Source organism: Paenibacillus sp. FSL P2-0173, assembly GCF_038008045.1.
Classification (GTDB): domain Bacteria; phylum Bacillota; class Bacilli; order Paenibacillales; family Paenibacillaceae; genus Paenibacillus; species Paenibacillus polymyxa_B.
Genome location: NZ_JBBOYK010000007.1, coordinates 1 through 24547, shown reverse-complemented (window position 1 = coordinate 24547; position 24547 = coordinate 1). Strand labels below are relative to the sequence as shown.

Here is a 24547-nt window from a genome sequence, read left to right as displayed (position 1 = left end):
TATCTCGATGGATAAGCCTTGAAAAAACAGCATCATTTTATGATAAATCTAAATGGGATTTATGCAGGAAATGCAGGATATAAAGAGAGTCTTAAAAATCTCAATTCAGCTTATTCGACCCCTTTTACAAAAAAAAAAACTACCAAGCAGATTTGGATGGTAGTCTGTTGTGTTTTGTCGATTTTCCAATAAATTGAAATAGTTACTCAGCGGCACTTGACGTCAGATTCCTGTGGTGGATTTTTCCCTTTCATTTGGAAAAAAACACCCGGCAGGATGCGTACCGAGAGAAATACGGCATACACCCAAGCCGGGTAAGGGATTAGAAAATAATATCAATGGCCTCTAGCACATCTTGCTCCTGTTCGGATTGCCCGTTCAGGGAAATATCCTTCAACAGCACCGAAGGCTGTTCGCAAATTTGGGTGATGATCACGAGCAGGTCCTGAGCGAAATTGTCGATCAGATTGAGCGTAAACAACTTGGTGGCATATTCAAACTGCCCGTTCATTCCCTCATCCAGCAACGAAATGACCAAGGTAAGATCAAATTGGGAAACCGTATGAGTTTCCGGATAAGATTCGATCTTGATATCCCCGAAGCTTTGAACGTTATCTTCCTTGGTTTCTAGAGCAAACATGACATCGAATACAGGATTGCGGCTTTGATCTCGCGGCGCCTGCAGCTTTTTCACAAGCTCCTCGAACGGATAATCCTGGTGGTCGTAGGCCCCCAGCATCGTTTCTTTGACTTCGTTCAAGTAAGCGAGGAACGTCTTCTCCCCGGACGGATAATGGCGAATCGCCAAAGTGTTGACAAACATTCCGATGAGCGGCTCCAGGTCGGCATGTGTGCGGCCCGAAACCGGCGTGCCTACAATGAAGTCTTCTTGTCCCGAGTACTTGCTGAGCAGGATTGAATAGGCCGCCAATAACACCATATAAAGGGTGGTACCGTTCTCATCGGCGATGCGCTGCAAGCTGTCGGTCATCTGCTTGTCGATGCTGAAAGGCAGCACATCTCCCTCAAAGCTGCGAGCGGCAGGTCTGACAAAGTCCGTAGGCAGTTCAAGCGTCGGCAGTTCGCCTTCCAGCACGTCCAGCCAGTAGGCTTCCTGACGTTTCAGCCGCTCTTTTACAGGTTCGGACTGCTGCCAAGCGGCGAATTCCTTGTATTGAATCCGAAGCGGTTCCAGAGTCTCGCCGTTATACAGGCGCAGCAGCTCTTCGACGAAGATGCCCATCGACATGCCATCCGTGACGATATGATGAATGTCCAGCATGAGCAGATGCCGTTCCGCTTCCCATTCGACTAAGCCCACACGCAGCAGCGGCGGCCGCTCCAAATCAAAGACGCGTACAAAGCCGTCTACGATGCTCTTCGTTTCACTTTCCGTCGCTTTCGTATACTCGACGGCAAACTTCAAGTCCGGATAAATCCGTTGTACCGGTTCGCCGTCGACCATTTCGAAGCCGGTTCGCAAAATTTCGTGACGAGCTATCAATCCTTTGAGCGCCGCCTCGAATTGATTCCGTTCCAAACGCCCGACGAGAACCGTCATGCCGGACATGTTGTAGCTAAGCTCGGCGCCTTCCATCTGCTGCTGGATGTACAGCCGTTTTTGCACGGAGGAAAGCGGATAGTAATCCCTCTTATCCAGAACTGGAATGGAGAGGTGTTCCTGCCGCTCCAATTGGCTGATCGCTTCGGCCATCGCTTCGATGGTCGAGTGCCGGAACACATCGCGCAGCGGCAGGTCCACGCTCAGCTCCTTGTGCACCTTGCTGACCAGCGTCGTCGCCCGCAGGGAGTGCCCGCCGAGGTCGAAGAAGTTGTCCGTCACGCCAATCGTGACCGGCCCGAGCACGTCCTGCCAGATGGCGACCAGTTTCGCCTCCAGTTCGGTGCGCGGTGCCACGTATTCGCGGCCTGCGCTTGCTCCCCCTTCCGGCGCCGGCAGCGCCTTCCGGTCGATTTTCCCGTTCGGCGTCAGAGGCAGGCGCTCCAGCTCGACGAAGTACGACGGGATCATGTAACCCGGCAGCTCGCTGGAGATCGCCCGTTTCAGGTCTGCCGCCGTCAGTTCGCCATCCGTTGTGTAGTACGCGCACAGCGCTTTCTGCCCGTTCGCGTCACTTCGAACCAGCACCACCGCTTCGCGCACGCCTTCCACCCGCAGCAGCTGCGACTCGATCTCGCCCGTCTCGATCCGGTAGCCCCGGATTTTCGCCTGGTTGTCGATCCGGCCGATGAAGTCCACGTTGCCGTCTTCCATCCACCGCGCCAAGTCTCCCGTGCGGTACAGCCGCTCGCCCGCGTCGAACGGGCTGTCTACGAACTTCTCTTCTGTCAGCTCCGGACGGTTCAAGTACCCGCGCGCCACTCCGACTCCGCCGATGACCAGCTCGCCCAGCACCCCGACCGGCACCGGATTCAGATGCGCATCCACGATGTAGAATTTCGCATTCAGCCACGCTTTGCCGATCGGCACATGGCCTGTCTGCGGCAGCTTCGTCAGCGGCTCGTCGTAGAAGCTTGAGTCGATCGCCGCTTCCGTCACGCCGTAGGCGTTGATGATCCGGAACAACGAGCCGAAGCGTTCCTGCAAGGTCCGGTAATCCGCCACGCTGCAGCTGTCCGAGCTCGTGATCAACAGCTCCATCCAGCTCATATCCAGCCGCTGCTCGTGCACGTACTCCAGGAACGGCACGATCAGCGCTGGCGTCGATTCGAAGATGGTGATCCGCTCCCGCTCCATCCAGTGGTGCAGACGAGACGGATCGATCCGGTCGTCCTTCGGCACAATCACCATCGTGCCTCCGTTGTACAGCGTCCGCGCGATATCTCCCACGAACACGTCGAACGAGAAGCTTGCGAGCTGCAGCAGCCGCACCGGGAACTGATCCAACCGGTATTCCCGCCGGTAACCCGCCGCCGTGTTCACCAGGCTGCGGTGCTCGATCATCACGCCCTTCGGCTTGCCCGTCGTTCCCGACGTATAGATCACGTACGCCAGATCCTCCGGACGGGCTTCATGGAAGCTGTCGGCATTCGCCCGCTCCTCGCTGTACGACGCTTCGTCGTCCAGGTACAGCACCGCCGCCAGCGCCAGCTCCTCTTCGCCGAGCCAGGCTTCGGCACGCTCTCGCAGCAGCGTTTGCGTCAGCAGCACCTTCGCTCCGCTGTCTTCAAGCATGAACCGCACGCGGTCCGCCGGATAATCCGGGTCGAGCGGTACATACGCCCCGCCCGCTTTCCAGACGGCCAGCACGGCCACCAGCAAGTTCACCGAACGCTCGGCGAGAATGCCGACGATCGTCTCCCGGCCGATGCCGCTTGCGCGCAGCGTAGCCGCCAAGCGGTTCGCCCGCTCGTTCAGCTCCGCATAGGTCAGCCGGTCATTCTCGTACACGACGGCCGCCTCTTCCGGCGTGCACTCCGCCTGTTCCTCAAACAGCCGGTGGAACGCGGCCGCAGGAGCCGCCTCCGGCTGCGCCGGGTTAAACGCGCCGAGAATTTGCTCTTTTTCCGCCGATGTCAAAATGCCCAGCTCGGCAATAGTCGCCGATGGGTTGCGGAGAATGGATTCAAGCAGCTGCAAGTAGTGAGCGGCCAATTTCTCCACCGTTTCGGTTTTATAAAGAGCAGTGGCGTATTCAAACAGATATTCCAAGCCTTCCTCGATCTCCGTGACGTCCAAGCTGAGATCGAATTTAGAAACAATTTCTTCGCTGGCATACGTCGACAAATGGAGTCCGGGAAGCTGGATTTCCAAATTCTCTGTATTCTGCAAAGCAAACATCGTATCGAACAGCGGATTGCGGCGTAAATCACGAGCCACGTTCACCTTATCCACCAGTTCCTCAAACGGATAATTCTGATGTTCAAAAGCGCCCAGCGTCGTCTCCTTGATTTCCTTCAAGTAGTCAAGGAACGTCTTACTGGCAGCCGGATAACTGCGGATGGCCAGGGTATTGACGAACATCCCGATCAGCGGCTGAACGTCGCTGTGATTTCTTCCCGCAATCGGCGTACCGACCACCACGTCTTCTTTCCCTGTATATTTATGCAATAATATTGTATAACCAGCAAGCAGAACCATGTAAAGCGTTGCGCCGTTCTCGGCTGCAAGCCGTTTCAGACCCTCGCTTTTCTCGCTATGCATAAACAATTGCAGCGTGCGGCCCTCGTAGCTCTGCATAGCCGGGCGCGGATAGTCCGTCGACAATTCCAAAACCGGCAGCTCTCCGCGGAACATATCGAGCCAGTAGGCTTCCTGCTTGGCAAGCTGAGCTTTCTGCACGTCCGATTGCTGCCATACCGCATAATCTTTGTACTGAATGCGGAGCGGCTCCAACTGCTCCCCGCTGTACAAGCGGACGAACTCTTCGATCAGTACGTCAATCGAAACGCCGTCAGATACGATATGATGCGTATCGAACATTAGAATGTGCCGGTCCGGCGCCAGTTCGGCAAGGCCTACCCGCAGAAGTGGCGGCTTCGCTAGATCAAACGGACGAACGAATTGGCGCACCGTTTCTTCCGCCTGCTCCCCGCTGATCTGCACATATTCCACCTGGAAGGCGGCTTCTTCGTAAATCCGCTGAACCGCTTCGCCTTTTACCATCTCAAAGCCGGTACGTAGCGTTTCATGACGAGCTACGAGCCCGCGGAACGCTTCTTCAAACCGCTGCCGGTCGAGCTCCCCTTCGAGCAGCATAGCTCCCGGTATGTTGTAGCTCAGCTCGGCTCCTTCCAGCTGGTTCAAGATATAGAGACGTTTCTGAGCGGAAGAGAGCGGATAATACTCGCTAGGTTCCGCAGCCGGAATAGCCGTGAACGAGCCGATCTCCAGCCGCTCCATAGCCGCGGCCATTTCCTCAACCGTCGAATAGCGGAATACGTCGCGAAGCGGGAATTCAACGCCTAGCTCCTTATGCATTTTGCTGACAAGCGTCGTCGCCCGCAGGGAGTGTCCGCCGAGGTCGAAGAAGTTGTCCGTTACGCCTACCGCCTTCTCCCGAACAAGCACATCGTGCCAAATGGCGGCCAGCTTCTCCTCAAGTTCGGTGCGCGGCGCCACGTATTCGCGGCCTCCGCCTGCTCCCCCTTCCGGTGCCGGCAGCGCCTTCCGGTCGATCTTTCCGTTCGGCGTCAGAGGCAGGCGCTCCAGCTCCACGAAGTACGACGGGATCATGTACCCCGGCAGCTCGCTGGCAATCGCCCGCTTCAGGTCCGCCGCCGTCAAGCCTTCTTCCGCTGTATAATAAGTGCACAAAGCTTTCTGACCTTCTTGATCTTCCCTGACGACGACGACCGCTTCCTTTACGCCACCTACACTCAGTAGCTTCGCTTCGACTTCGCCCGTCTCAATCCGGTACCCCCGGATTTTCGCCTGGTTGTCGATCCGGCCGATGAAGTCCACGTTCCCGTCCTCCATCCACCGCGCCAAGTCTCCCGTGCGGTACAGCCGCTCGCCCGCGGCGAATGGGCTGTCTACGAACTTCTCTTCCGTCAGCTCCGGACGGTTCAAGTACCCGCGCGCTACCCCGACTCCGCCGATGACCAGCTCGCCCAGCACCCCGACCGGCACCGGATTCAGATGCGCATCCACGATGTAGAATTTCGCATTCAGCCACGCTTTGCCGATCGGCACATGGCCTGTCTGCGGCAGCTTCGTCAGCGGCTCGTCGTAGAAGCTTGAGTCGATCGCCGCTTCCGTCACGCCGTAGGCGTTGATGATCCGGAACAACGAGCCGAAGCGTTCCTGCAAGGTCCGGTAATCCGCCACGCTGCAGCTGTCCGAGCTCGTGATTAACAGCTCCATCCAGCTCATATCCAGCCGCTGCTCGTGCACGTACTCCAGGAACGGCACGATCAGCGCCGGCGTCGATTCGAAGATGGTGACCCGCTCCCGCTCCATCCAGTGGTGCAGACGAGACGGATCGATCCGATCGTCCTTCGGCACAATCACCATCGTGCCTCCGTTGTACAGCGTCCGCGCGATATCTCCCACGAACACGTCGAACGAGAAGCTTGCCAGCTGCAGCAGCCGCACCGGGAACTGATCCAACCGGTATTCCCGCCGGTAGCCCGCCGCCGTGTTCACCAGGCTGCGGTGCTCGATCATCACGCCCTTCGGCTTGCCCGTCGTTCCCGACGTATAGATCACGTACGCCAGGTCCTCTGGACGGGCTTCATGGAAGCTGTCGGCATTCGTCCCCTCCTCGCTGTACGAAGTTTCGTCGTCGAGGTACAGCACCGCCGCCAGCGCCAGCTCCTCTTCGCCGAGCCAGGCTTCGGCGCGCTCTCGCAGCGGCGTTTGCGTCAGCAGCACCTTCGCTCCGCTGTCTTCGAGCATGAACCGCACGCGCTCCGCCGGGTAATCCGGGTCGAGCGGCACATACGCCCCGCCCGCTTTCCAGACGGCCAGCACGGCCACCAGCAAGTCCACCGAACGCTCGGCGAGAATGCCGACGATCGTCTCCCGGCCGATGCCGCTTGCGCGCAGCGTAGCCGCCAAGCGATTCGCCCGCTCGTTCAGCTCCGCATACGTCAGCCGGTCGTTCTCGTACACGACAGCTGCCGCTTCCGGCGTGCGTTCCGCCTGTTCCTCGAACAGCCGGTGGAACGCCGACGCAGGAGCCGCTTCCGGCTGCGCCGGGTTAAACGCGCCAAGAATTTGCTCTTTTTCCGCCGCCGTCAAAAGCTCCAACTGATTCACGCGGATGTTTGGGTTAGCCGCAACCTTCTCCAGTGCCCGGGCAAAATGACCGTGGATCAGCCTGATGTCTTCCTCTCTGAACGTCAGCGCATTGTACGTAAACCGCAGCAAAATATGCTCTTCCGGAATGACGGTAATGTCCAGGTCGTAGTTCGTTTGCTCCGGCGACTGGATATTAGCGATTTTCAGCGCTTCTTTGTCTCCGCCGACGACCTGCTCAATCTGTTCTTCCATCGGATAATTTTCGAAGACCATGATATGGTTGATCAAATCGCGCTTTTGCTCGCTCAGCGACTGAATTTCGAACAGCGGGAACGTTTCGTAAGCTCCCGATGCCAGCGCTTGATCCTGGGTTTTTCTCAAGATATCGGCTACCGTCTCCTCGGCTTTGCCTTGAATACGGACCGGGATCGTATTAATAAACAGGCCGATCATGCTTTCGATGCCCGGAATTTCCGCCGGACGCCCGGATACGACGGAGCCGAATACGACATCCTCGCTGTTGTTGTATACCTGCAGAACCAGTCCCCATACGGTCTGCATGAACGTATTGAGCGTCACCTGCTGCTGGCGCGCCACCCGCTCGATTTGCCCGGTCAGTTCCTTGCTGAGTTCCACATCGATTTCAGCCGCTTCAAAAGCGCCCTGCTTCAGCTGCGTTTTCTCCTGGGGCAGCTTGGTCTGCTGATCGTAACCCGCCAAATACTCGGACCAGTAACGCGAAGCTTTCGCGGCATCTTGAGCTTCCAGCCATTCGATATACCGGGAGTACGAGGTAACCGGAGGAAGCTCCAGCGTCCGCTTCTCCTGGAACGCGAAGTAGGTGTCGAACACTTCCTTGATCATAAAGGACATGCACCAGCCGTCCATCAAAATGTGATGGTGACTCCAGATCACATGGTAGGACTCGTCGCCCGTGCGCAAAACTGTCACGCGCATAAGAGAGCCTCGGGCCAAATCGAACTTGTTCGCTTTATCCGCGCTGACGAAATCGGCTATCATCTTCTCCGGGTCATCATCGCTTACTGAGCGAATATCTTCGAAGTACACTTCACACTTCCGCTCACGGAATACCACTTGAATCGGCTCGTCTCTCCAGCCGGTAATAAAGTTGGTCCGCAGCGCCTCATTCCGCTGCACCAGCGTATCCAATCCTTGGGTGAAGGCTTCGACATTCAGGCTTCCGTACAGATCGAAGGTCACCTGTTCGAAGTAAGCTTCCGAATCGGCATCCAGCAGGCTGTGGAACAACATCCCTTTTTGCAGCGGAGTCAGGGTGTATACATTCTCCAGTTCGCCGAGCGCCGCCGTATGTTCGGTCAGCCGCTCCAGTTCCTCCAACGTCACATCTTGAAGCAGTACGTCGCTAGGCGTAAGCTCCGGCCGCTCTTTCGATACGCAATGGCTGATGACTTCACGCAAGCTCGAATGAAGCAGGGTGCCCAGGCGCTCTACCGTTTCCCGTTTATACTGGGTTTCCCCATAACGGATCGTGAGTTCCTGTACTCCTTCCGACACCATACCGTTGATATCGAGGACATAATCCATCACTGCATTCGGGCTTGAATCGGAGCCCGGGCTGAACGGAGACGGCCTCGAGCCGCTGCTTTCATAATCCTGGTCGAACTGACCCAAATAGTTAAAGCTGATCTCCGGCTCCAAAGCGAAGCGCTCTCCGTCACGCGGCGCCGACAAATAACGCAGGATGCCGTAGCCGATTCCTTTGTTCGGAATGCGGCGCAAGCTTTCTTTAACCTGTTTCACCTGATGACCGAGCGCCTGGGCGTGACCCGGCTCCAGAACGACAGGGAATTGGCTTGTAAACCAGCCTACCGTGCGCGTAATGTCCACATCCGGCAAAATATCTTCCCGGCCGTGGCCTTCGAGATTCACCAGCACGCGTTCCCGGCCGCTCCAAGCTTGTACCGCGAGGCCAAGCGCGGCAAGCAGCAAATCGTTCATTTCCGTATGGTAAGCACGGTGTGCCTGCTTCAGCAGCTGTTCGGTTTCCTCCGCCGTCCAGCGAACGGTCACGAGCCCGCTGTCCTTCAGCTTGGATCTGCCTTGTTCAAAATCTTTCGGAAGCGGCTCATAGGTCAATTGCTCGATATGCTGCCAATACTCTCTCTCGCTTTCCATCGCCGGACCGTTCGCATAATCAGCGAGCTGTTTCGCCCACGTTTGGAATGAATCCGTTTTGAGCGGCAGACGGATCGGCTGCCCTTGCAGCGCCTGCTCATAGCCGGCAGCAAAATCCTCAAGCAGAATCCGCCAGGATACGCCGTCTACGACCAAGTGATGGATCGCGATGAGCAGGTGGTCGCCGTCGTCGCAGCGGAACAAGCCGAGCTTCACCAGCGGACCGTTTTCCAGATCGATGCTCGCTTGAATGTCATTCGCCTTAGCCTCTACCGCTTCTTTCACGTCGCCGACTCCCTTGAAATCGACAACTTCCAGATCGAACAGCGCTTCGTTCTCCCCGGCGCCGCGGTTCCAGGCGGTATAGCCGTTCTCGGTTTGGCGGTAAACCGTACGGAGAGCATCGTGATGCACGACAAGCTGACGCACCGCTTGGCGTAAAGCTTCTTCGTCAAAGCCTTGCTTGGAGAACTGCATGAACGCCTGGTTGCTGTGATGCACGTCGGCCGGATTTTGTTCAAAGAACCAGCGCTGAATCGGGGTCAAGATGACCTCTCCCGTCACTTCGGCCTGGCTTGCCGTTCTCTCCGCCGTTTGCAGCTGCAAACTAAGGGCGGAAATCGTCGGGTAATGGAACAAATCTTTCATGACCAGCTTGTACCCCGTTTGCAAAAGACGGGACGATACCTGCAAGGCCTTGATCGAATCGCCGCCGAGCGCAAAGAAATTGTCCATCGTGCCGACCTGATCCACGCCCAGCACCGACTGCCAGACCGATGCAAGTGCTTGCTCGGCAGGAGTACGAGGCGCCGTGTATGCAGCCTCGGCACGAATGCTTCCTTCCGGCACAGGCAGCGCTTTACGGTCGATCTTCCCGTTCGGCGTAAGCGGCATTTGATCCAGGCGCATGATGCGCGAAGGCACCATATGGGAAGGCAGCGCGGCGTCCAGATGGGCCACAAGCCCTTCCAGATCGAAGCTGGAATCCGCTACGACATACCCGCACAAATATTTCTGCCCCCGCTCGTCCGTCCGGTCGATGACAAGCGCTTGACGCACGCCGGCAACATTTTTCATGGCCGCTTCAATTTCACCAAGCTCGATCCGATAGCCGCGAATTTTCACCTGGTTGTCGATCCGGCCGATGAAGTCCACGTTGCCGTCCGGCATCCAGCGCGCCAGGTCACCCGTCCGGTACAGCCGCTCCCCAGCGGCGAACGGGCTGTCTACGAATTTCTCCGCCGTCAAATCCGGGCGGTTCAAGTAACCGCGGGCCACACCCGCTCCGCCGATAACCAGCTCGCCCAACACCCCGATCGGCACCGGCTTCAGATTCGCATCCACGATGTAGAACTTGGCGTTCAGCCACGCTTTCCCAATCGGCACGCTGCCCGTCTTCGGCAGCTTCTCCAGCGGCTCGTCATAGAAGCTGGAGTCAATCGCCGCTTCCGTTACGCCGTAGCTGTTAATAATACGGAACTGCGAGCCGAAGCGCTCCTGCAAGGTGCGGTAATCCGCTACGCTGCACGCATCCGAGCTTGTGATCAGCAGCTGCATCGAGCTGAGGTCCAGACCCTCGGCATGCACATGCTCCATGAACGGCACGATCAGCGCTGGCGTCGATTCGAACACCGTCACGGCGTAGTCGCGAATCCAGCCGTAGAGGCGGGTTGGATCAATCCGGTCGTCCTTCGGCACGATGACCATGGTGCCGCCGTTGTACAGCGTCCGCGCAATGTCGCCGACGAACACGTCGAACGAGAAGCTGGCGAGCTGCAGCAGCCGGATCGGGAACTGATCCAGGCGGTAGTCCCGCCGGTAGCCCGCCGCCGTGTTCACCAGGCTGCGGTTTTCCACCGCCACGCCCTTTGGACGGCCCGTCGTACCGGAGGTGTAGATGACGTAAGCCAAATCGCGCGGCTTGTTCACATTCGCCGGATTCGATGCGAGATCCGCCGCTAGTACGTTCTTCTCGGCTTCTGCCGTGGCGGACGTTTCGGCAGCAGCCGTTTCCGCTTGCGCCAAAGCCTCCGCCTCTGCGCCTGCTTCGCCCACAGCCGCTTCCGCCGCTCCGAGGCTGTACGTCGCGGCGTCGTCAAGCGCAAGCACCGTTTGCAGCACTAGAGCTCCGTCGCGGCGCCAAGCTTCCGCCTGCTCCAGCAGGCGGGTCTGCGTGAGCAGCACCGACGCCCCGCTGTCCGCGAGCATATACTCGATCCGCTCCGCCGGATAGTCCGGGTCGAGCGGCACATAAGCGCCGCCCGCTTTCCATACGGCGAGCACCCCGATCAACAGCTCCGCCGAACGGCCGGCCAGAATGCCGACCACCTGCTCCGGCTTCACCCCGCGCGCCCGCAGTGCATACGCCAGACGATTCGCTTTGGCGTTCAGCTCCGCATACGTCAGCTTGCTGTCTTCGTAGACAACCGCCAGCGCTCCCGGAGTGCGCTCCGCCTGCTCCTCGAACAGCTCGTGGAACGTTCTCTCTCTCCACGACTCATCCGCTTCCAAACCTGTACCCTCTGCGGCGGGTTGCTTCGCAAGAGCCGAAGACGACACGTCAAACCCGACCAGCAAATCATGCTTTTCGCTGTCCGTCAAGATATCCAAATCCGAAATCCGTGCACCCGGCTGAGCCAGGATCGACGCCAAAAGCTGCTCGTAATGACCCGCCAGCCGTACCATCGTTTCCTGTCTAAACAACGAGGTAGCGTACTCGATCTTGCAAACCAGCTCGTTATCGGCTTCCACGATATCAAAGCTAAGATCAAACTTTGCCGTCTTTTCCTCGATGTCGAACAGCGACCATTGCAAGCCTTCCAGGGTTAAATCCAAGCTTTCGTGCTTTTGCAAAGAAAACATGGTGTCAAACAGAGGATTCCGGCTTAAATCCCGGCTCACCTGAAGAGCTTCCACCAGCTCCTCGAACGGATAGTCCTGGTGCTCGTAGGCTCCAAGCGTCGTTTCCTTCACTTCCTGCAAGTAATCCAGGAACGTCCGCTCCGCCGCCGGACCCAAGCGAAGGGCCAGCGTATTGACGAACATGCCGATAATCGGCTGCAGGTCGGCGTGAGAACGGGCGGCAATCGGAGTGCCGACCACTATATCTTCCTGTCCCGCGTATTTATGAAGCAATACGGAGTACGCAGCCAGCAGAAGCATGTACAGCGTCGCTCCCGAATCGCTGGCAAGCCGTTTGAGAGCTTCGCTTTTCTCCGCATCCAGCGTAAACGTGAGCGTTTGACCGTCAAACTGCTGGACGGCCGGGCGGGAGAAGTCGAGAGGCAGCTCAAGAACCGGAAGCTCGGAGCTGAATACCCCGCGCCAGTATTCCTCCTGCCGTTTGATGCGCTGCCGTTGCTCCTCGGATTGCTGCCAAACGGCGTAATCCTTGTATTGAATCCGCAGCTCCGGCAATTCTTCCCCATTGTAAAGCCGCACGAATTCACGCAGCAGCACGTCCATGGAAAGGCCGTCGGAACCAATATGATGAATATCCAGCGCGAGCAGGAATTTCTCTTTCTCCAGTTCGATCAGCAGGGCGCGCAGCAAAGGCGGCTGGGTCAAGTCAAAAGGCTGAATGAAGCCTTCAAGAATGGCCGCAACCTGATCTTCGCTTGCTTGAAGCTTCTCGACCTTGAAAGCTACAAGCGGATGAATACGCTGAACCGGCTCCCCATTCACGATTTCAAATCCGGTGCGCAGCATATCGTGCCGGGCCACCAAAGTAGTCAGCGCCTTTTCCACTTTGGCCTCGTTCAAAGCCCCTCTCAATTGCAAGGCGCTTGGGAGATTATAATTCAGCTCCAAGCTATCCAGCTGGTGCAGGACGTACAGCCTTTTTTGCGCGGAGGAAACCGGATAGTACGCTTTCTCTTCCGCTTTCGGAATCGAGCTGTGCTGCGATTCTTCCAAGCTGGCAATAGCCCCGGCCATCGACTCTACCGTCGTATAGCGGAACACATCGCGCAGCGGAAGTTCGACGTTCATTTCCTTCTGAATCTTGCTGACAAGGTTCGTCGCCCGCAAGGAGTGGCCTCCGAGCTCGAAGAAATTGTCCAGGACTCCAATACCGGAGTAACCCAGCACTTCCTCCCAGATCTTCACAAGCTCGGACTCCGTCCGGTTACGCGGTGCTACATATTCGACGCCCGTCTGCAAGCTGCCTTGGGGCTCCGGCAGCGCTTTGCGGTCTACTTTGCCGTTGGCCGTCAGCGGCATGCGCTCCAGCTGCACGAAGTACGACGGGACCATGTACCCCGGCATTCCCTGGGCCAGCGAGGTTCTCATTTCGCTGACCGTCAGTGTCCGGTCCGCCACAAAGTAGGCGACAAGTGCCTTCTCGCCCCCGCCGTCCTGACGGGCAAGCACCACCGCTTCTTCCACGCCCTCGACGTTCAGCAGCTGCGTCTCGATTTCGTCCAGTTCGATCCGGTAACCGCGGATTTTGACCTGGTGATCGATTCGGCCCAGGTATTCGATATTGCCGTCCGGCAGCCAAGCCGCCAAGTCGCCCGAGCGGTACAGTTTCTCCCCCTCCGCAAACGGGGAATCGACGAACTTCTCCGCCGTCAGATCCGGACGGTTCAGGTATCCTCTCGCAAGGCCTTCCCCGGCCACGTACATTTCGCCCGCTACGCCGATCGGCACAGGGCGGCAGCTTTCATCCAGGACGTACACCCTCAGCGTCGGGATCGGCTTGCCGATATTGCTCTTCGCCGCCTCCATTTCGACCCACGTTATTTCCTTATATGTAACGTGAACCGTCGTCTCGGTAATGCCGTACATATTGATTAGCTTCGTCGTCGGGTACTTCGTCTTGAAGCCCTTGAGCAGCAGCGGACTCAGCGCTTCGCCCCCAAAGATCACATTGCGAATACGCAAATCGTATGGATGATCCGTCAAGACCTCACGCAGCAGCTGGTAGAAGTACGTTGGTGTCTGGTTCAAAATGGTAACCTGTTCGCGGCCCAGCAGCGCCAGGAAATCGGCCGGATTTTTCGCCGTCAGCGGCGGTACGATGACCAGCTTGCCTCCGTACAGCAGCGCTCCGTACATTTCCCAGACGGAGAAATCGAAGCAGAACGAGTGGAACAGCGTCCACGTGTCGGACGGCCCGAAGTCGAACAGGTTCTTGTCGTTGAACAGGAGCCGCACGACGTTCTTATGCTCGATCAGCGTTCCTTTCGGTCTGCCGGTCGTTCCCGACGTGTAGATGACATATGCCAGGTTGCCCGGCCCGGAAATCGGCTCCAGGTTCGAAGCGTCCAGCGCATCGTCGGAGTCCGCTCCTCTGTCGCCCCAAACGAAATCGTCCAATTCGAGGCGCGTTCCTACGAAGTCGGTCTTCTCGTGCAGATGCTTTTGAATCAGCAATAACGGCGCGCCCGAATCCTCGATCATGAAGCGGATGCGCTCCTCCGGGTAGTCGGGATCGACAGGCACGTAGGCTCCGCCCGCTTTGAGAATCGCCAGAATGCCGACGACCATATCGAGCGAGCGTTCGGCCAGAATCGCTACCAGCTGGTCCGCTTCGACTCCCGTCTCCCGCAGCTTCCGCGCAAGGCGGTTGGATCGCTCGTTCAGCTCGCGGTAGGTCAGCTGCCGCTCGTTCATGACGGCGGCCACGTTGTCCGGGTAAAGCTCCGCCTGCTCTTCGAACAAGCCGTGAATCGTCTGCTGCCGCGGGTAGTCCGCCTCCGAATCGTTGAAACCGCGCACCAGCTCGCGGATTTCCTCCTCCGTGAGCATTTCCAACGAGGCAATATCCCCGTCCGGCGCTGCTGCGATGGTTTCGAGCAGCTTGTCATAATGTCTGGCGAACCGCTCCGCGGTCTCTTGTTTATACAAAGCCGTAGCGTACTCCAACCGGCATTCGAGCTGACCGTCCAGCTCCGAAATATCCAGGAGCAGCTCGAACTTGGATGTTTGGTTTTCCAGTGGATAAAACGATTGCTCCAGCCCCTCGATGACAATTTGCTCGTTCTCCGTATTTTGTAGGGAGAAGAACGTGTCAAAGAGCGGATTCCGGCCGGTCGCGCGCGGAATGTGAAGACTTACTACCAAGTCTTCGAACAAATAATTTTGGTGTTCGAAAGCCCCGAGCGTGATGTCCTTGATTTCTTTCAGGTACGAAAGGTACGGCTTGGAACGCTCCGGACGGCTGCGAATGGCCAGCGTGTTGATAAACATCCCTACGATCGGCTGCACTTCTTCCTGCGTTCTTCCGGCAATCGGCGTTCCTACGATCAGATCTTCCTGACCCGAATATTTATGCATAAGGATGGTGTAAGCCGACAGCAGCACCATGTACAGGGTCGTCCCTGTCCGTGCCGCCAGCTCTTTCAGCTTCTCCGTCCGATCTTTCTCGATATAAAACTTCACGGTTCGGCCGTCAAAGCTTTGCACCGCAGGCCGCGGGAAGTCCGTCGGTAGCTCCAAGACCGGCAACTCGCCCGACAGCTGTTCCAGCCAATACTCCTTCTGCGGCTGAAGCATCTGCCCGTAAGCTTCGGAATGCTGCCAAACGGCATAATCTTTGTATTGAATGCGCAGCGGGGTCAGCTCCTCGCCCCGATACAGGCGGCTGAACTCGTCGAAGAGCAGCGCTGTCGAAATGCCGTCCGAGACGATATGGTGCATATCGAACAGCAGAATGTGGCGATCCTCGGCGACTTCGATCAGGCCGATGCGGAGAAGTGGCGGCTTGGTCACATCAAACGGATAATAGTAAGCTTCCACCACTTGGTCCACTTCCCGCTCGCTCGCCTGGAAATAATCGACAGCAAACTCCACCTCGTCATAGATGCGCTGGACAAGCTCGCCTTGAACCTGCTCGATCCCGGTACGCAGCGTCTCATGGCGCTGAATCAGCGCCATGAACGCGTGCTCGACGCGCGTGCGGTCCAGCTTGCCTTCGAGAAGAAGCGCCGCCGACATATTGTAGCTGCGCTCGGCCCCGTCAAGCTGGCGCAGGACGTACAGACGCTTTTGCTCGGATGAAACCGGATAGTACTCGGCCTCAGCCGCCTTTGTAATCTCATACGTCTCCTGCTGCCTTAAACCGCCGATTCTTTGGGCCAGCTGTTCGATCGTGGTGTAACGGAAAACTTCCCGCAGCGGAACCTCGACTTGCAGCTCTTTCCGAATCTTGGATACAAGCGTGGAGGCCCGCAAGGAATGACCACCCAAGTCAAAGAAATCGTCTTGGACTCCAACTCGCGCAATACCCAGCACCTGCTGCCAAATGAGAGCAAGTCTTGTTTCCAGCGTTGTGCGAGGAGCCACATACTCACGGCCTGCTTCTACCTCTCCGGTCGGTTCAGGCAGCGCTTTACGGTCAATTTTGCCGTTCGGCGTGAGCGGAAGCTTATCAAGAGACACCAGCCGGGCCGGGACCATATGGGCCGGCAGCTCTTGCTTCAATTGGGACAGCAGATCGCTCAGCTGCAAGGAAGCATCCGCCGCCACGTAGCCGCACAAATACTTTTGCCCCTGCTCATCCGTACGGTCGGTCACCACAGCCTGCTTGACGCCCGGGAAACGCAGCAGGGTCGTTTCAATTTCGCCGAGTTCGATCCGGAACCCGCGAATTTTCACCTGATAGTCGATCCGGCCGATGAAGTCGACGTTGCCGTCTTTCAGCCAGCGGGCCAAATCGCCTGTCCGGTACAGACGTTCGCCCGGCACAAACGGGCTGTCTGCAAACTTCTCGGCGGTTAGGTCCGGACGGTTCCAGTACCCGCGCGCCACCCCGGCGCCGCCGATGACAAGCTCGCCCGGAACCCCTACAGGAACCGGCTTTAACGCGGCATCGACAATGTAAAACCGGGCGTTCAGCCAAGCTTTGCCGATCGGCACATGACCCGACGGCGGCAGCTTATCCAGCGGCTCACCGTAAAAGCTGCTGTCAATGGCCGCTTCGGTAACGCCATAGCTGTTGATGATGCGGAATTGTCCGCCGAATCTTTCCTGCAGCAATCGGTAATCGGTGACACTGCAAGCATCCGAGCTGGTAATCAGCAACTGCATGGAGCTAACGTCCAGCCCTTCTTCATAAATATGCTGCATGAACGGCAGGATGAGCGCAGGCGTCGATTCGAATATCGTAATGTTTTGGTCCCGAATCCAGCCGTACAAGAGGTTCGGATCAATCCGGTCATCCTTCGGCACAATCACCATCGTGCCTCCGTTATACAGCGTCCGCGCGATGTCTCCGACGAACACGTCAAACGAGAAGCTGGCCAGCTGCAGCAGCCGCACCGGAAACTGATCCAACCGGTACTCGCGACGGTACGCATCCGCCGTATTCACGAGACTACCGTGCTCGATCATGACGCCTTTCGGGCGTCCCGTCGTACCCGAGGTGTAAATCACATAAGCCAAGTCTTGCAGGGCGCTGCCGGCAGATTCAAATTCCACGGCTAAGGCATCCCCGTTATAAATCTGTTCATCGTCCATGGCATAGACAGCTTGAAGCTTCAGTCGGTCATCGGCCAACCAACCTCCGGCCCGCTCCAACAGATGACGCTGCGTAAGCAGCACCGATGCATCGCTATCGCTGAGCATGTACTCAATCCGCTCCGCCGGATAATCGGGGTCCAGCGGTACATAGGCTCCGCCGGCTTTCCAAACGGCGAGCACCCCGACCAGCAGTTCCACCGAACGCTCCGCCCAGATCCCCGTAATCGTCTCCCTTCCCACGCCCTGTTCGCGAAGGAGAGAAGCCAGCCGCTCGGCGCGTTCGTTCAATTCGCCGTAGGTCAGCTGTTTGTCCATGTAGACGACTGCCGGATGCTCCGGAATTTCCCGGGCAAACTTTTCAACATACCGATGAAACGCTTCTCCCTCGCTCAGCCCTGCCACCGGCGGGTTAAAAACGTTGAGAATGCGGTGTCTCTCCTCATCGCTCAGCAGAGAAATTTCGCGTACCGGCAGTTCGGGAGTCTGAAGAAACTGGTCCAGAACGGTTACATACTGTTCCATAATCCGATCAATCTCGGCCGTCTCGAACAGGCCGGTACGATAGGAAGCATGGAGAATTACATGGCCTTCATTCAGCATATGGTCGAAGCGCAGCAGCAAATCGTCCATCTCGTGCCTAGCGAAGTGAGCCTCCAGGCGTACCTTGATTTCTTCGTACTCCACGATTTTCAAAGGCAGATATTCCAGAGACGTGCGGAACAGCCCCGAAAGATCGTTGCGGCCGTGTTGTTCGCGTAAATCCTGGATCAATTGGTTATAAGGGTATTTCTGATACCTCAGATCCGCCGTATTCTCCTTGGAAACCGTTTGGATCAAGGAAAGCACGTGCCTGTCTGGATTCAGACGAATCCGCGTAGCCACGGTGCTGACGAACATGCCGATCGTTTCTTTTTCCTTCTTGCTGGTGCGATTGGCGAAAACCGTGCCGACCGGAACATCGGTGCTGTCGGTCAGCTTGTACAATAAGGCGTACATGGCGGACAGAAATAACGTATATAAGCTGACCTGATATTGTTCGCTAAAGGCCAGAATGCGTTCATACCGGGAACCGTCCAAAGTGATGGCCAGTTTATTGGATTCGCTGCCGATCGAGAATGGCGGATACGATTTAATGCCGGTCGTTTCAGGCAAAGTGTTGTACTTCGTCAGCCAGTATTCCTTGCCTTTTTGATAACGCTGCGATTGCTCATATTCACGCTCCGCGGAAATATAATCCAGATAGGAAGGGGCCTGGTAACTGCTGGAGATGCCTTTGCGCAGTTCCAGGTATTTTTCCATCACCGCATGCAGCAAAGCATTGACGGACAAGCCGTCGGCGATAATATGATTTACCGTCAAATTGAGCCATACTTGGCCGTTCGCAAAATGGATAATCGTAAATTGGTAGAGGTGTTCGTCGAACACGCTGGCCGGTTTTTCGCTTACTTCTTTCACCCAAGCATAGAATTGTTCGGTTGTACCTATTTCGAGGTGGCTTATCCTAGCTTGGACATTCTCCGGCTCTTCGAACCACTGCGTTGGATTTTGCAAATCCCCGCTAATGCGGATTCGGAAAACGTCATAGGTTTTGACGATCTCTGCCGCCGCTTGCTCCAGAAGCTGTGTGTTGATCTCGCCCGTAATCTGGTAGGTCGCGGAAAGCATCGTGATGGACGTTCCCGGATTCATAATTTCCATGAACCATATTCGGCGCTGGGCTTGCGTTAATCCATATTGCTCGTTAGTATTCTCTCTCACATCGACACACTCCCAGTTTAGAGATTCTTTATAGATAGGCTTCGTACCTAGATGTCACTTAGTCACTCTTAGAAGAACCGCGCAGGCCATTCCCGGAACGGCTCCTTCGGACTCTTCCTCCTTTTTCGTGTCTACGTTTTCTGGTAACTACCGGTTATAAAGTCATACCTCGGATTACTAAAAGACTCTGTCGCATTCGCAAGCAGGAAGCCGCCCGCCGTAAAGCGGGTCTAGCCGTACAGCCGGGCGTAATAACCCCCGAGCGCCAGCAGGTCCTGATGGCGGCCCCGCTCGACGACCGTCCCTTGGTTCATGACGGTAATCAAATCCGCATGTTCCACGGTGCTGAGACGGTGGGCGATCAGAATGGTGGTGCGCCCCTTCATCAATACGTTCAGGGCCTGCTGTACCCAATGCTGGGATTCATTATCCAGCGCGGAAGTCGCTTCGTCCAGCAGCAGAATCGGAGCGTTTTTGAGAATCGCCCGGGCGATCGCAATTCGCTGCCTTTGTCCGCCCGACAACGACGCTCCTCTCTCTCCCACCGGCGTTTTATACTGTTCAGGAAGTTCCTGAATGAAATGGTGAGCGTACGCCGCTTTGGCCGCTTCGATCACTTCTTCATCCGTTGCATCCGGGTTGCCGTAGCGGATGTTTTCCTCAATCGTGCCGGTAAACAAGAACGGCTCCTGCGGAACGTATGCAATCTGCCTGCGGATTTCGTCCAGCGTGTAATGGCCGAACGGTTTGCCTTGGAGCAGGATTTCTCCGCTGTCCACAGGATAAAAGCCGAGCAGCAGCTTGATCAGCGTACTTTTGCCGCTGCCGCTGGCCCCCACGATAGCGGCGACCTGGCCGGGAAACACCTGCATGGACATGTCGACAAGCACCTTTTTATCCGCCTGATAGGAAAATTCCACATCGCGAAACTCCACCGCAGCCTCCGACACGAGCTCGCTGTGAGGAGATCCCAAACGCTCCGGTTCCTCTTCCTCTCTTAGTACCTCTTGAATCCGGTGAGCGCCCGCGAGCGAATTTTGGATCATCGACAGAACCATCCCCAAGTTCAACAAGGCGTGCGTCAGATTCACTTGCAGAACCGCCAGGGCGGCGACGCTTCCCATCCCCATCAATCCGTAGGCATAAAGAAGACTGCCGATGACGATGATGCCGCAGAACGTGACGTAGCTGATAAAATGGTTCACCGCAGCCTGCATGCCGTTCTTCTGCGCCGTTTGCCGAAGCGTCTGCGTCATTTGTTCGTTCAACGCCTCGTACTGGCCGTAAATCGTGCGGATGCGGAACAGCTTCACCAATTGAATGCCGCCCATAAAATCTTTGAATTTTTCGGTCATTTTACCGAGCGTTTGCAAGCCTTGTTCGGACAAGACGCGAACATCCCGCGCAAATTTCAGGCTGACCACGGAGGACAGCAGCAGAATGACAAAGGATACGCCGGCAAAACGCCAATCGATCAACACCATGGAGACAATGGAGCCGATGCAAAAGACAACTTGAAGCAGCAAAACGAAGTAAACCTGCGAGAATGTAAACTCAACGGTCGTTACGTCGTTGTTCACTCGCGACAGCAAGTCCCCATGGTGCGTCTGCTCCAGAAATTTCGGCCGCACCCGGCACAGCTTGTCATAAAGACGTTCGCGGATATTCAGCACAGTCAGCTCGACACTGCGCTGGTATAAGTAAATGAACCAGGGAGAAACTATATTTTCCAGGAACAGGGACACGCCCAAAATAATAAAGGCTTCCACCATCAGGGACGTATCTCGGGACACGGAGAAATCAACCAAGTTTTGTACGACCAAGCTGAAGGCGATCAGGAACAATGTCTGGGAGAGCGCCGTCACGACCAGGCCAATAGCGTACTGGGTTTTGCGCTTGCCGTTCATAAACGTCAGCAAGTAGCAGAGTTCTTTCACTTGCGAGAGCCATCCGCCCTTTTTCAAGTGTACGCCACCTCCCTGCGTTCGGCAGACTTGGTAAATTCCTGGTAGTACGACTGGGCGTACAGTCCCTTCATCTCCAGCAATTGTTCATGAGTGCCCTTTTCCACAATATTTCCTTGTTCCATGACCCAAATTTCGTCGGCGTTTTGTACTGTGGAAAGCCGGTGGGCAATAACCATCGTCGTTCTCTGCTTCAGCAATATGTTAAGCGCTTCCTGAACCGCGCTTTCCGACTCCGGATCAAGAGCCGACGTTGGCTCGTCCAGCAGCAGAACGGGAGCATCCTTCAGAAAAGCCCGGGCCATTGCAATGCGCTGGCGCTGCCCGCCGGACAAAAAGCCTCCGCGCTCTCCGACATACGTCTGATAGCCGCCAGGAAGCTGCATAATGAAGGAATGCGCCTGAGCGGCTTTGGCGGCTTCGATAATCTCGTCCATCGACGCTTCTTCCCGCCCGTAGCCGATATTTTCGGCGATCGTGCCGCTAAACAAATATGAATCCTGGGTTACCACGGAAAAATACGACCGAAGCTGCTCCGGATCGGCGCCGTGGATCAGGCTGCCGAACACGCGGATTTCTCCCTGGTCCTCCGGAAGTGGATAAAAGCCGCATACAAGCTTAAACACCGTGCTCTTCCCTCCGCCGCTCGCTCCGACAAGCCCGATCGTCTTTCCTTCCGGCACTGAGAAGCTGACATTCCGCAGAATCGGGGAGTTCTCCTCATACCCGAAGGTTACGTTCTGAAACTCGATGGGGGCGGCGCTTGCTTTCGGAAGCGAACGGCCATTTTCCGTTTCGGTCGGCTGCTCGACGATTTCGGAGACCCTTCTCAGGGCACCGGACATTTCGAACGTCCGCGTGATGAGCTCGGGAATATGCTCCAGCGGCTCCAGACACAGATTCAGCAAGTACAGGAAGGCAATCAGCTCTCCCGCACCTAGCTGCCCGTTGTAGATCAAATAGCTTCCGTAACTGACGGCGAAAATGATCGGGCTGATCATCAGCGTGGAAAGCAGCGGGTTGACCCAGGCTTCCCGCTTTTTCACGGCCAGCTTTTTTTGAGCCGTCAATTGCAGCAGCACTTGGTAGGAGCGAGATAACATGCCGGATAGCAGATAGCTTTTTACAATAGGCATACCCCCAAGCGTATCCTGGAGGTTGACGTTCATTCGGCCCATGTTCACCTGGGCTTCCTCCGTTAACCGCTCCAACTGCTTGCCGATCCATTGGGAAACCAGCAGCGCTAAGGGAAATAACAGCAGGCTGTACAACATCAGCTCCCATTGGAGGTAGATCAAATAAGCGAAACAGCCGATGAACAAAAGCGGATGATAAAACCACTGGGCGAAGTCCCGAACCATAAACTGCTGGATGAGCTGCAGGTCGTTGTTGACCCGCGACAACACGTCGCCGGAATGCTGCTTTTCCAAATAGGAGACCGGGAGTTTGCCGATATGACGCATGACATGATTGCGGATATCCTGCACCGCAGAGGCGCTGCTTCGCTCCACGCCGAAGCTCATGAAAAACTTCGCCGGCACACCGATCAAGATGACCACAAAGACCGTGTACACGATTTGCAGAACGACTGGCCCCGCCCCCTTCTCGGCCTGGGTGGTCAGCTGCTCGATCAAACTTCCCGTCCATACCTCAATAACGGCGGCGGCAATCGCGGACAAGATACCGACGATCATCCAGCCTTTGTGACGGCTTACATAGGACATCAGCCAGCGGAACGCTTTCCAGGCGGCGTAAGCGGTTTGGCGCCTGGAAGACGCCGCTGTGCCTTGTTCTAGAACAGACGGCTGTCGGTCAGCTTCCATGCAGTACCCCGGCCTCCGCTTCGATTTGCCGCTTGACTTGCTCTAAGATGTCCCGGATGACGACGGCCGTTTCTTCCACGCGCGCGAGTTCCAGCAATTCCTCGTGCGCGCCCTCCAGCCGGTAATCGGCATAAGCTTGCGTCGTTGCCCCCCGCCAGGAAGGCAATTGGTACTTCAAGCGGAACGCTTCGCTGTCCTTCGCAATCAGTTCGTAAATCCGGGCCGGGATCGTGCCGGAATTAATAAGCTGCGCTTCGTACGCCAAGGTCGCTTTGACCTTCCGATGAACCCGCTCCCGCACGAGCGGGTTGCTCATTAATTCCTTCTCTTCTTCGTCGAAATCAGCAAGCATTTCTTCAAGCTCTTTCTCCGACGTTTCGGAAGGCGTCAGCGCGTCCTTAATCCACGAGTCCACCATGAGCACGTCCGTTACGGAATACCCTCTTTTCTCCATCGTTTTGGCTACCTCGAACGTCAGGTTGCCTCCGAAGCAGTAGCCGAGCAGCACGTAAGGTCCTTCCGGCTGGATGCGGACGATCTCGTCCACATAACGGTTCAGCATGGCCTTGTAATCGACGGCATCGTCGATAAAATCAATGCCGTAGAGCACGAACCGGCCGTCGAGCCTGCTTGCGAGCTCTCGATAACCGATGCCGAAGCCGCTGCCCGGAGGGAAGCAGAACACGTTCAGATCTCCTGCTTTATTCAGCTTAATGAAGGAGTCTCCTCCTTTATCCAGGCCGAGATCCCCCTCTCCGAAAGCCATGGCTTCAACTGTTACATTATGGAATTGGCGGTTCAGCGGTATCTCAAATCCCGTTTCATCATAAACGGCTTGAACGAGCCTCATCAGACTTAACGAATTGCCACCCAACTCAAAAAAGTTATCCTTTACGCCGACCTGCGGAACGCCAAGCGTATCCTGCCAGACGCGGGCGATCTTCATTTCAAGCAGCGTTCTCGGCGCCACATATTCCGCTCCTCCGACCGCGGCTTCCTCCGGCGCGGGCAGCGCTTTGCGGTCGATTTTCCCGTTCGGGGTCAGCGGCATCCCCGAAAGCTGCACGAGGTACGAAGGAATCATATACCCCGGAAGCTGCTTGGCGAGCTCCTCCTTGAGTTCATGCGCCGCCAGCCTCGTTTCCGCGACATAGTAAGCGACAAGCTGCTTTTGGCCGTTCGCGTCGTCGCAGTCGAGCACCTTGGCTTCTTGCACGGCGGCGATCTTCAGCAGTTGCGTCTCGATTTCGTCCAGCTCGATCCGGTACCCGCGGATTTTGACCTGGTGGTCGATCCGTCCCAGGTATTCGATGTTGCCGTCCGGCAGCCAAGTCGCCAAGTCGCCCGAGCGGTACAGTTTCTCCCCCTCCGCAAACGGGGAATCGACGAACTTCTCCGCCGTCAGATCTGGACGGTTCAGGTATCCTCTCGCAAGCCCTTCCCCGGCCACGTACATTTCGCCCGCTACGCCGATCGGCACAGGGCGGTGGTTTTCATCCAGGACGTACACCCTCAGCGTCGGGATCGGCTTGCCGATATTGCTCTTCGCCGCCTCCATTTCGACCCACGTGATTTCCTTATACGTCACGTGAACCGTCGTCTCGGTAATGCCGTACATATTGATCAGCTTCGTCTCCGGGTACTTCGTTTTGAAGCCCTTGAGCAGCAGCGGACTG

The 24547-nt window shown here is 56.6% G+C and carries 4 protein-coding genes; all 4 read right to left on the bottom strand.

The genetic code is table 11. From position 1 onward, the window contains the following. Positions 1-322: 322 nt before the first annotated feature. Positions 323-19084, bottom strand: coding sequence for a non-ribosomal peptide synthetase (locus MKX30_RS25180; protein WP_341063804.1), 18762 nt, complete (start codon positions 19082-19084; stop codon positions 323-325). Positions 19085-19314: 230 nt separating this feature from the next. Then, on the bottom strand, positions 19315-21048 hold the full coding sequence (locus MKX30_RS25175) for an ABC transporter ATP-binding protein (RefSeq protein WP_028542659.1): 1734 nt from the start codon (positions 21046-21048) through the stop codon (positions 19315-19317). After that, positions 21045-22871: an ABC transporter ATP-binding protein gene (locus MKX30_RS25170; RefSeq protein ID WP_028542658.1), complete on the bottom strand. Its 1827-nt coding sequence runs from the start codon at positions 22869-22871 to the stop codon at positions 21045-21047. Before MKX30_RS25170 ends, MKX30_RS25175 begins: the two co-directional genes overlap by 4 nt. Continuing rightward, positions 22861-24547 (bottom strand): thioesterase domain-containing protein (locus tag MKX30_RS25165; protein ID WP_341063802.1); only part of this gene is annotated, 1687 nt, incomplete at its 5' end. The genes MKX30_RS25165 and MKX30_RS25170, both read right to left, overlap by 11 nt.